The organism is Micromonospora sp. U56, from assembly GCF_018070095.1.
Taxonomy (GTDB): domain Bacteria; phylum Actinomycetota; class Actinomycetes; order Mycobacteriales; family Micromonosporaceae; genus Micromonospora; species Micromonospora purpureochromogenes.
Map to the genome: position 1 here is coordinate 1 of NZ_JAGPYL010000181.1, position 9,550 is coordinate 9,550.

General features: G+C 72.6%; 12 protein-coding genes, 1 tRNA gene and 2 pseudogenes. 8 read left to right on the plus strand and 7 right to left on the minus strand.

The genetic code is table 11. The features are described from left to right. Nucleotides 1-571 (minus strand): annotated as a pseudogene (locus tag KBX37_RS32140) (N-terminal phage integrase SAM-like domain-containing protein); the annotation flags it as partial. 245 nt (nucleotides 572-816) lie between these two features. Here KBX37_RS32140 and KBX37_RS32145 point away from each other — a divergent pair. Beyond that, a complete protein-coding gene (locus tag KBX37_RS32145) occupies nucleotides 817-1,074 on the plus strand; it encodes a transcriptional regulator (RefSeq protein ID WP_210779600.1) in 258 nt (85 codons plus the stop codon). Between the two features lie 169 nt (nucleotides 1,075-1,243). Here the strand turns inward: KBX37_RS32145 and KBX37_RS32150 are convergent. Continuing rightward, a tRNA-Val gene (locus KBX37_RS32150) sits at nucleotides 1,244-1,315 on the minus strand. Between the two features lie 128 nt (nucleotides 1,316-1,443). Beyond that, nucleotides 1,444-2,079 (minus strand): TIGR02611 family protein, encoded by a 636-nt coding sequence (locus KBX37_RS32155; RefSeq protein ID WP_374103935.1) that lies wholly within the window; start codon nucleotides 2,077-2,079, stop codon nucleotides 1,444-1,446. A 293-nt stretch (nucleotides 2,080-2,372) separates the two neighbouring features. On the opposite strand from KBX37_RS32155, the gene KBX37_RS32160 reads away from it, so the two are divergent. Continuing rightward, on the plus strand, nucleotides 2,373-2,804 hold the full coding sequence (locus tag KBX37_RS32160) for an SsgA family sporulation/cell division regulator (RefSeq protein WP_007457244.1): 432 nt from the start codon (nucleotides 2,373-2,375) through the stop codon (nucleotides 2,802-2,804). 70 nt (nucleotides 2,805-2,874) lie between these two features. On the opposite strand, the gene KBX37_RS32165 is transcribed toward KBX37_RS32160, so the two are convergent. Further along, the gene (locus KBX37_RS32165) at nucleotides 2,875-3,654 is read right to left on the minus strand and encodes an SDR family oxidoreductase (protein WP_210779602.1); all 780 of its coding nucleotides are present in this window, start codon (nucleotides 3,652-3,654) and stop codon (nucleotides 2,875-2,877) included. A gap of 138 nt (nucleotides 3,655-3,792) precedes the next feature. Between KBX37_RS32165 and KBX37_RS32170 the strand changes: the two genes are divergently transcribed. Genes KBX37_RS32170 through KBX37_RS32180 form a run of 3 tightly spaced genes read left to right on the plus strand, consistent with a single transcriptional unit; the run spans nucleotide 3,793 to nucleotide 5,679 of the window. Beyond that, nucleotides 3,793-4,698, plus strand: coding sequence for a helix-turn-helix transcriptional regulator (locus KBX37_RS32170; RefSeq protein ID WP_210779603.1), 906 nt, complete (start codon nucleotides 3,793-3,795; stop codon nucleotides 4,696-4,698). A 7-nt stretch (nucleotides 4,699-4,705) separates the two neighbouring features. Beyond that, nucleotides 4,706-5,161, plus strand: coding sequence for an Rrf2 family transcriptional regulator (locus KBX37_RS32175; protein ID WP_210779604.1), 456 nt, complete (start codon nucleotides 4,706-4,708; stop codon nucleotides 5,159-5,161). Then, the gene (locus tag KBX37_RS32180; protein WP_210779605.1) at nucleotides 5,161-5,679 is read left to right on the plus strand and encodes a GNAT family N-acetyltransferase; all 519 of its coding nucleotides are present in this window, start codon (nucleotides 5,161-5,163) and stop codon (nucleotides 5,677-5,679) included. The genes KBX37_RS32175 and KBX37_RS32180 overlap by 1 nt, the downstream gene beginning before the upstream one ends. A 245-nt stretch (nucleotides 5,680-5,924) precedes the next feature. Here KBX37_RS32180 and KBX37_RS35085 read toward each other — a convergent pair whose 3' ends face one another. Beyond that, a complete protein-coding gene (locus KBX37_RS35085) occupies nucleotides 5,925-6,884 on the minus strand; it encodes a transposase (RefSeq protein ID WP_307849296.1) in 960 nt (319 codons plus the stop codon). Between KBX37_RS35085 and KBX37_RS32190 the strand changes: the two genes are divergently transcribed. Next, nucleotides 6,802-6,981: a DUF4236 domain-containing protein gene (locus KBX37_RS32190; protein ID WP_210779607.1), complete on the plus strand. Its 180-nt coding sequence runs from the start codon at nucleotides 6,802-6,804 to the stop codon at nucleotides 6,979-6,981. The two genes, KBX37_RS35085 and KBX37_RS32190, sit on opposite strands and share 83 nt — an antisense overlap. Before the next feature lie 209 nt (nucleotides 6,982-7,190). Here the strand turns inward: KBX37_RS32190 and KBX37_RS32195 are convergent, their stop codons facing one another. Together KBX37_RS32195 and KBX37_RS32200 are read right to left on the minus strand one after the other, a co-directional pair. Further along, nucleotides 7,191-8,093, minus strand: coding sequence for a hypothetical protein (locus KBX37_RS32195; RefSeq protein WP_210779608.1), 903 nt, complete (start codon nucleotides 8,091-8,093; stop codon nucleotides 7,191-7,193). Nucleotides 8,094-8,113: 20 nt separating this feature from the next. Then, nucleotides 8,114-8,635 carry a VOC family protein gene (locus KBX37_RS32200; RefSeq protein ID WP_210779609.1) on the minus strand — a complete coding sequence of 174 codons (522 nt, stop codon included), beginning with the start codon at nucleotides 8,633-8,635 and terminating at the stop codon, nucleotides 8,114-8,116. A gap of 50 nt (nucleotides 8,636-8,685) precedes the next feature. On the opposite strand from KBX37_RS32200, the gene KBX37_RS32205 reads away from it, so the two are divergent. Continuing rightward, nucleotides 8,686-9,144 (plus strand): MarR family winged helix-turn-helix transcriptional regulator, encoded by a 459-nt coding sequence (locus tag KBX37_RS32205; RefSeq protein WP_210779610.1) that lies wholly within the window; start codon nucleotides 8,686-8,688, stop codon nucleotides 9,142-9,144. A gap of 57 nt (nucleotides 9,145-9,201) precedes the next feature. Further along, nucleotides 9,202-9,550 (plus strand): annotated as a pseudogene (locus KBX37_RS32210) (tetratricopeptide repeat protein); the annotation flags it as partial.

Genomic DNA, 9,550 nt, shown 5'->3' on the forward strand with positions numbered 1-9,550 from the left:
CGATGTCGGCGTTGCGTTGCTTGATCTTGTCGATGAGGTCCTCGATGTGGTGGGGGCGCAGTTTGTCCAGGACGACGTCGCCGAGGTGGGGGATGAGGTGCACGCGGACGTGGGATTCGTAGCCGCGTCGGGTGTTGTCATCGACGGTGAGCCGCTGCAGCCAGGTGGTCAGCCAGTCGGCAACGGTGGGCACACCGGCCAGTGGGGTGTCGGCGCGGAGCCGGTTGCGGACGGTGTCGACGTCGGGCAGGGTGCCGCCGGCGCGGAGGGTGGCTTGCAGCAGGTCGCCGATCTCCGTGCGGCGTCGGCGGTTGCGGCCGGCGAGGTCGAGCAACTGCCGGGCGTGGTCGAGTTCGTCGGCGGCTTGTTTGTGGGTGTCGAAGCCGGTGGGGCGTAGCTGTCGGCGGCGGCCCTCGGCGGTGGGTGGGAGTTCCAGTTGGTTGGCCCAGTGGCCGTGGTCGGGGTTCCAGGACCGGTTAGCGCGTCGGAGTTTCGGGCAGTGGTTGCCGAGGGGTTTGCGGGTGCGCGGGTCGCGGCAGCCGCAGCGTTTGAAGATCGATCCGTGCGACATGGGCTACGTCGGTGGTCACGCCCAGCGCGCGGACGTCGTCCTCGGTCCACCGTCGTGTGGTCGCGGGTTGGGCTGGGGTGGTGGTCATGGAGGGGGTGCGGGTGCATCGCCGGTCGCTCATGGCGCCGCGCCCTTCGTGGTGGGCGGAAGGCTCACGCTCGGTGGTGGCTGGTCTCCCTGTCGGGATTGTCGTGGCGGGACTCGGCTGTGGAACTGTCCGTGCAACAAGCGGCTATGGTGCCGGGATGAGCGCCCGTGAAGCCCTCGAACAGATCACGCGCACCCGCACCGTCACCGCCAGCGCCATCCTCGGCAACCACGCCGACCTACGCGCGTATCCCTACCGGCTCCTGTCCATCGTCTCCCATCGCGGGATCGGCGGCGATCAGGTCACCCAGGCGGTGGCGGCGGCCGAAGTGCTCGAGCAGTTCGGGTGGGAACTCGTCACCGTCTCCGAGTTCGCCAGCAGCAGGATGGTCTACGCCATCATGCGCCGCCGGTGACTGAATACGGCTCCCACAGCAACGGCGCCACGAACGTCATGCCGCTGGTGGTCGCCGACGTCGCGGGCAGCGGGCTGCTCCCAATCTGCTCCCAATTTAAGGGGCACACGGCAAGAAGCCCGTTACCGGGTATTCCGGCGACGGGCTTCTGGCCTGCAAATATCTACGGTGGGCGATACTGGGATCGAACCAGTGACCTCTTCGGTGTGAACGAAGCGCTCTCCCGCTGAGCTAATCGCCCTCAGCGCCGATGACTCTACCTGATCGTGTGAGCGGACCGGAAATCCGGGTCCCGCGCGCCGCACCCCGGCGCTTTCGCCCGCCGCACCCCGGCCCGCCCACCCGCCGCACCCCGGCGCCGCAACCCGGTCAGTGCGTGGCGAGGTAGCGCATCAGCCGGGCCACCAGGTCGATGCCGAGGCTGTACTTGAGCGAGAGCCACACCACCGTGGCGACGAAGATCAGGCCGACGGAGCCGAGGGCGATGCGTACCGGCAGGGACCGGGAGGTGGCCCAGCGGGTCCAGGCATGGACGTGCCGGCGGGTGAAGGCGAGCAGCCGGCGGGCCCAGTGGAACTCGACGGCCCAGATGGCGAGGCCGCCGATCACGATCAGCCAGCCGGGGCCGGGCAGCGGGATGAGGGCGAGGCCGACGGTGACGACCAGCGCCCCGGCGATCGCGATGAAGATCTTGAGGGCGACCCGGCCGGTGGGGTTGGCGCGGATCAGGTCGAGACTGGTCCGGACCCGTTGCCGGAAGCCGGTCGGCGGGCGATCGGCGAGGGTGGTGCCGGCGCCACCGGAGCCACGGGCGGGACGGCCGGCGCCGCCGGCCCGGACGGGGCGCGCAGCGGCGCCGCGAGCCGGCGCGCGACCTCGACCGGAGCGGCCGCCGGCGGCGGGCCGACCGGTCCCGTCGTGCTGATCCTTCGGCACCGCGTTCCCCCGCCTTTCGGCTGCTCGGACCCCTACTTTCGGTGAGTCGGTCGCGGTCGTCGCATCCATTGAGGATCGGTTCGTGACCATTTCACCCCCCAGTGTCGCCCCGGCCCGTCACTTGCGCAGACCACTGGACGTTACCGGAGTAAGTCGACGACTGAGCCACCCGACGCCGGGCGGGATCACGCACTGGGCAGACCGGAAATCGTACAAGAAGTTTCACATTCTGGCGGCGCTTCCGAGGCACTTCCCACCACTGGGTGAAGTCAGCGTATGGCGGAGCGTAGCCAGGAGTAGCACCTGAGTATGGGAAAAGCGGGACACGCGCGTTCCGCAGCGGTGCCGGGGGGAGAACGTCCATGAGTGTCATCCGACCGACGACCGTAGAGGTCGAGACGTCGCTAAGGCTCGTCGCACCTGACGCCACCGCCTTGCCGGTGCGTGCCAGTCTGCGTTACGACCCTGCTGACCCGTATGCGGTCCATGTCCTGTTCCACGCCGAATCCGCCGGTGGCGAGGCCGTCAGTTGGTCCTTCGCCCGCGAACTGCTGGTGACCGGTCTCGACGAACCGGCCGGTATCGGCGACGTCCGGGTCTGGCCCTGGGCCACCCCGCGCGGCGACTTCGTCGCGCTGGCGCTGTCGTCACCCGACGGCAACGCGCTCTTCGAGGTGCCGCGCAGCGTGCTGGTGCGCTTCCTGCGGCGGACCTACGTCGTCGTCCCGCGCGGCCGCGAGGCCGAGCACCTCGACGTCGACACAGCGGTGAACCGGCTGCTCGCCGGCCGCTGACCCATCCGATCGGAGCCGCGCGGATCTGCCGAGTCCGCGCGGCTCCGGCTCACCCGCCGCCGGGTACGCCTCAGCCGTGCGTGGTCAGGCCGCCGTCCACGGGGATCACCGCGCCGGTCAGGTACGCCCCGGCGCGCGACGACAGGTAGATCGCCGTGCCCGCCATGTCCTCCGGGCGGCCGATCCGGCCCAGCGGCACCTGCTGTTCGATCGCCGAACGGGACGCCGGGTCCTGCAGGGCGAAAGCCATCATCTTGCTCTCGAACGGGCCCGGGGCGATCGCGTTGACCGTGATCTGCTCGCCGGCCAGTTGGTGGGCCAGGCTGCGGGTCAGCATGTGCACCGCCGCCTTGGTGGCCGAGTAGGCGTACACCTCCATGAACGGCACCCGGATGCCGTCGACCGAGCCGATGTTGATCACCCGGGCCGGGTCGTCGGCGCTGGCCGCGGCGCGCAGCGCCGGCAGCAGCGCGGTGGTGAGCCGGAAGACTGCCTTGACGTTCACCGCCCAGAGCTTGTCGAACGCACTCTCCGGGTACGCCTCCAGCGGCGCGCCCCAGGTCGCGCCCGCGTTGTTGACCAGCACGTCGAGCCGGTCGCCGGTACGCTCCCGCACGGCCGCGGCGAGCCCCTCGGCCCCCGCGTCGTGGCTCAGGTCGGCCGGCACGCCCTCGCACCGCCCATCGGCGGAGAGCTCCTCGGCCACCGCCGCGCAGACGTCGGCCGTGCGGGACGAAACGATCACCCGGGCGCCGGCCTGCACGAAGCCCCGGGCGATCATCAGCCCGATCCCCCGCGTGCCGCCGGTGACCAGGACCGTCTTGTCGGCGACCGAGAACAGCTCCGTCATGCCCATCCCTCGGGAGTCGGTGGACCTACCGCTCGGTAACGTAACCGCGCCTCCGACCGGGGACAACCCCGCGTACCGGACGCCGCGGTCCCGTCGCCGGGATGCGACCACTCCCACCTCCGGTTACCGTCGCAGGTGATGGTCCCTTCCGGTCAGCTCTCCCCGGCAACCCACCCCGACCTGCCCGCCCCCGAGATCGACCTGCTCGACCTCGGTGAGCTCGCCCCCGAGCCCGGGTGGCGCCGCCCGACGCTGCTCGACGCGGATCTGCTGATCCTGGTCACCGGCGGCCACGGCACGGCCGAGCTGGACTTCCGCCCGCTGCCGTGCCGGCCGGGCACGCTGCTGCGGGCCAGCCCCGGCCAGGTGCTGCGGTGCACCCCGCAGCTCGACGCGACGGTGGTGCGCTGGCGCGGCGAGACGTTGCGCGGCCTGGACGTCGACCCGGACGCCGTGCCGACCCACCACCAGCTCGCCGGCGAGGACGAGGACGCGGTGATCAACGAGGTCAGTCAGTTGGCGGTGGACAGTCGCCGGCACCGGGACAACCCGGCCGCCCGGGCGCTGCTGCGCCACGAGCTGGCCGTGCTGCTGCTGCGCCTGGCGCTGCTCCCCAGCGACCGCCCCGGCGGTGCCGACGGCGGGCCGCACCGGTCGGAGCTGGCCACCTTCCACCGGCTGTGCCGGGAGATCGAGCGCGGCTACCAGCACACCCGCCGGGTCGAGGACTACGCCGCCCAGTTGGGCTGCTCGGTGCGTACCCTGACCCGGGCCTGCCTGGCGGTGACGGGGCGCAGCGCCAAGCAGGTGGTGGACGAGCGGGTCGCGCTCCAGGCCAGCCGGCTGCTGGCCGCCACCGACGAGCCGGTGGCCCGGATCGGTCGGCGGCTGGGCTTCCCCGAGCCGACCAACTTCGGGCGCTTCTTCACCCGCGAGGTCGGGGTGAGCCCCGGCGCGTTCCGGGCCGCGCGGGAGCAGCCGCTGCGACGGATCGTCCGGCAGCGTCGGCCCGCCGACCCGGCGGACTGGGCCGGGCGGGCATGATGGCGGGGTGCAGATCTCCGCGCGCGGCGACTACGCGGTACGGGCGGCGCTGAGCCTCGCCACCGCGTACCCCTCGCTGCTGTCCACCCAGGCGATCGCCACCGAGCAGGACATGCCGCGCAAGTTCCTGGAGGCCGTCCTGGCCGACCTGCGCCGGGCCGGCATCGTGCGGGCCCAGCGCGGCGCGGAGGGCGGCTACACGCTGGCCCGGCCGCCCCGCGAGGTCACCGTCGGGGCGATCCTGCGCGCCGTGGAGGGCCCGCTGGCCGGGGTGCGCGGCCTGCGCCCCGAGGAGACCCGCTACGAGGGTTCGGCGGAGAACCTTCCCCGGCTCTGGGTGGCCGTCCGGGCCGCCGTCCGGCAGGTGCTCGACGAGGTCAGCCTCGCCGAGGTGGTCAGCGGCCGACTGCCCGCACACGTCCGAAAGCTGATCGCTCTGCCCGACGCCTGGGAGCCCCGCTGATGCCCACCCCCACCCTGCGCACCGACCGGCTGCTGCTGGAGCCCTACCGCCCGGCCGACGCCGACGACTTCGTCGCCCTGCTCAGCGACCCGGAGGTGGCCCGGTACATGGGCGACGGCCCGATGACCCCCGCCGACGCCGCCGCCCTGTTCGGCCGGGTGTTCACCACGGTCTACGCCGAGGACCTGTTCGACGTGTGGGCGGTGCGCCGGGACGGCCGGTACGTCGGGCACGCCGAGATCAAGCGCACCGACCAGGTCGACGGCCACGAGCTGGTGTACGCCCTGGCGAAGCCGGCCTGGGGCGCCGGCCTCGGCACCGAGCTGGCCCGGGCCCTGGTCCGGTACGGCTTCGACACCCTCGACCTGACCCGGGTGCACGCCACCGTCGCCGAGGCCAACACGGCCTCGCTGGCGCTGCTGGCCAAGCTCGGCTTCGTCCACCAGCGGGACATCACCGAGGACGACGGCAGCGTCACCCGGGTCCTCGCCGTCGACCGCGCGCCGGTGGCCGCCTGAGCCTGCGTCGGCGCGCCCCCGGGGTCACAGCGTCCGGATCACCTGCCCGGCGGCCGGCCGGGCAGCCGGTCATGACAGCCCTTGTCACTTGCCAGTTCCGAATCACGTGCCGGCAACTCGACGCAGATCTCGGCTGGGCCGAAACCTCTGGCCGCCCAGTTCCCTGGCACCGCTTTGGCGGTCGCGCCGAGCGACGGTTGCGACCTCGTGCCGACAAGGCGCCAGGTGACCGGATCGGGGATGCCTCAAGAACTTGGCGCCCTGCGCGTCGGAGCCGTATTGACGTTCTCTCCACCCGCCGGGGCGAAGATTCCCTCCACGCTGCGTGTGAGCCGCGCAGTGTCCGGGTGGATTACCGCTTCGCCGCGCGGTGCCACCATCGCTGGTGGTCCCACCCGCGCTCCACGGTCGTTTAGCCTGTCCGCCCGTCCGGCGGCCAGAATGTTGATAGCGGCGTTGAGGTCCCTGTCGTGACAACTACCGCAAGGGCATTCCCACGATCGGACGTTGAGCGCGATCTTGTCGCTGATGCGCCCGCAGTCCGAGCACGTCCGAGTGGAGGGGAAGAACCGGTCCACCCGCGCGAAGCTCCGCCCATACCGGACTGGCGGAGCTGCACCCAGGCAGATTACCGTCCGCCCGCGTCCTATTTCGAGTAGTCCGCACTGATCCACACCGGCATTCACCACGGCGCGACCCAGCTCCTTCCACTGGTCGAACGCGCCGCTGTCACTTCGACGTTGAGTCCCGTGAAATGCTGCTGGTAGGGGCGCCCCACAGGACCGCGTCGACGCCGAGCGACGCGGGTTGGATTGAGGGCTCTGCGACCAGGGAGGCCCCGGTGGCGCCGGATATGCCGGCGCCTCGCGCCAGTCGTTCTGGGCGGGGGCGAGGTAAGGCGGGAAGGACTGCTGGTGGCGACGCCTGGTCCCCTCCCGGTCCCATCGCTGACTTAGTTGGATCCCTTGCCGAGCTGCGTTTACCGCCCCGTAACACCTACCTGCTGAGTAGAGATTCCGGTGACCGTCCAGCGGATCGCCGCAGGTTTCACGAATCCGCGGTTCGGGCATGTTCGGTGACGTCAGAGCAGGGCAGTACAGGGAACGGCGAAGGGAGCCCACGATGGGTCTGATGTTCCGTAAGCGCAAGAAGTACGGGCCGATCATCCTGAACTTCACCGAGAACGGCTTCTCCTCGTGGAGCATCAAGATCGGTCGCTGGTCGTGGAACTCCAAGGCCAGGGCGCACCGCGTCGACCTGCCGGGGCCGCTCTCCTGGAAGCAGGACAAGACCCGGGCGTGATGTCCCGACGTCGAGCGGGGTGCCGGTGACTCACCGGCGCGGCCCCCCCCCCCCCCCCCGGCGACGTTCGGCGGCCCGTTCACCCGCCACCCGCCACCCGCGGCCCCGGGCCCCGGCGGCGGCTTCGCCGTTCCGCCGTTGGCGGCGGCGTCCGGGGCGCAGCATCGCCGCATGAGCGGCGACCGGTCCCACCGGCGCGTCGGTGCTGGTCAAGCAGTTGACCGGGCGGCTGCGGCCGGGCCGGCGGTGATCAGCACGTCGCCGCCGAGCCGGCCGTGCTCGGGGTCGCGGCGCACCGCGCCGGAGTGCAGCAGGCTGGTGAGCGCGCCGACGGTGTCCGCGGCCCGGTAGACGGTCGCGGTGAGGGTGTGCCGGCGCAGCTCGGTGACCGTACGCGGGCCGGAGCGGGCCAGCTCGGCCAGCAGCTCACGGCGCAGCGGCCCCGGCTCGGGGTGCAGGGCGATGTCGAGCAGGCCGCCGGCCGGGTCCTCGGGGTCGCGGTAGCGCACCCCGGCAAACTCGTCGACCTCCCACAGCGCGTCCTTGAACGCCTCCAGGCTCTTCTCCAGCCCGGTGCCGAAGGCGACCCGCCGGGCCGGCGACCCGTCGGCCGGCACCAGCTCGACCTCGGTGACCAGCGAGAAGCCGGCGTCGGTCAGGGCCGGCCGCAGCGACGCCGGCGCGGGGGCGCTGAGCAGCAGCTCGGCCGGGCGACCGGTCGCCGCGGCGGCCAGCAGCGCCGGCTCGGCGGCCGCGGCGTCCACCATGGTCAGCAGCGGCGCGCCGGCCGCGCCGGCCGCCTTGAGCACCACCGGCAGCCGGGACGCGTCCCCCGGGACCAGGTGCACGGCCACGTCGGCCGGCAGCGTCGCCTCGACCGGACCGAGCCGGGCCGGCAGGTCGGGCCCACCACCGGCGAGCACCAGGACGGTCAGCCGCCGCCCGCGCAGCCGGTCGGCGAACTCGGCCACCACCCGCAGCGCCGCCTCGGCGGCATCGGGATCGGGGTACGACAGGGCGAGGGTGGCCCGCCGGGAACGGTGCAGCGCCCCCGGCAGCCAGTGGTCGAGCTGCCGGACGAGCAGTTCACGCAGGACGGTGTCGGTGGCCATCGTTGTACCGTACGGCGGCGTCAGGCCGGGATGGAGATGCCCACCCCGCCCCGGGTCTGGCCGCCGTAGCGCCGCCGCTCCCGGTCGAGGTCCAGCCGGCCGATCCGCTTGCGCGCCGCCAGCGCCTCGTCGTCGAGCAGGTCGGCCGGGACGATCCAGACGATCTCGAACTCCAGGCCGTCCGGGTCCTGCCCGTAGAGGCTCTTGGTGGTGCCGTGGTCGGAGGTGCCGACCAGCGCGCCCGCGGCGGCCAGCCGCTCGGCGGTGGCGCCCAGCTCGTCGAGGGTGTCCAGCTCCCAGGCCAGGTGGTAGAGGCCGACGGTGGCGCGCCCGGCCTGCGAGCGGCCGGCCGCCGCGCCGATCTCGAACAGGCCGAGGTCGTGGTCGTTGGTGGAGTCGGGCGCCTGGAGGAACGCGGCGCCACGGAACCCGTCCGGGGTCATCGCCACCGGCCGGAAGCCCAGCACGTCGCGGTAGAAGGCGACGCTGCGGTCGAGGTTGCTGACGTAGAGGACGGCGTGGTTGAGGCGGTGGATTCCCATGCACCCCACGCTAGCGTGGTTTGGTTGAGCGTTCAATCATTGCCGCTATGATGGACGCCATGACCCGGTGGCTGGACCCCGACGAGCAGCGCACCTGGCGGGCCTTCCTGACCGCCTCCCGGGCGCTGATGGACACCCTCGACCGCGAGCTGCAACGCGACGCGGGAATGCCGCACGCCTACTACGAGATCCTGGTCCGGCTCTCCGAGGCCCCTCGGCGACAACTGCGGATGAGCGAGCTGGCCGACCTGACCGGCTCCTCGCGCAGCCGGCTCTCGCACGCCGCCGCCCGGCTGGAGGCGGCCGGGTGGCTCCGGCGCGAGGACTGCCCGACCGACCGGCGCGGCCAGGTCGCCGTCCTCACCGACGACGGCTTCGCGGTGCTCGCCGCCGCCGCGCCCGGCCACGTCGAGGGGGTACGCCGGCACCTCTTCGACGCGCTCAGCCCGGCCCAGGTCGACCAGTTGCGCCGGATCAGCGAGACGCTGGTCGCCCACCTGACCGGTTGACGACTCCGATCACCGTCGGGGGTTGTACAACCCGTGGCCGGACGAGCACGATGGGGCGTGCCCTCCGGCTTCGGTGAACTGACCCTCCAGGCGCACCACCTGGTGTCCGCCGGCGACCTGGCCGGCGCGCAGCGACTGCTCGCCGACGCGCTGACCGACGCCGACCCCCGGCCCGACCACGCCTCCCCCGAGCTGGCCGACGCCGCCGGGCTCCAGGCGCGGGTGCTGGTCGCGCTCGGCGAGCCGCACTCCGCGCGCGGCTGGGCGGCCTTCGCGTACGCGGCCGCCACCCGGCTCTACGGGCGCTCGGACGAGCGGACGATCTCGGCGGGAGCGACGCTGGCCGCCGTGCTGCACCGGGTCGGCAGCAACGCCCGCGCCGCGCGGCTCTACTCCGACGTGATCC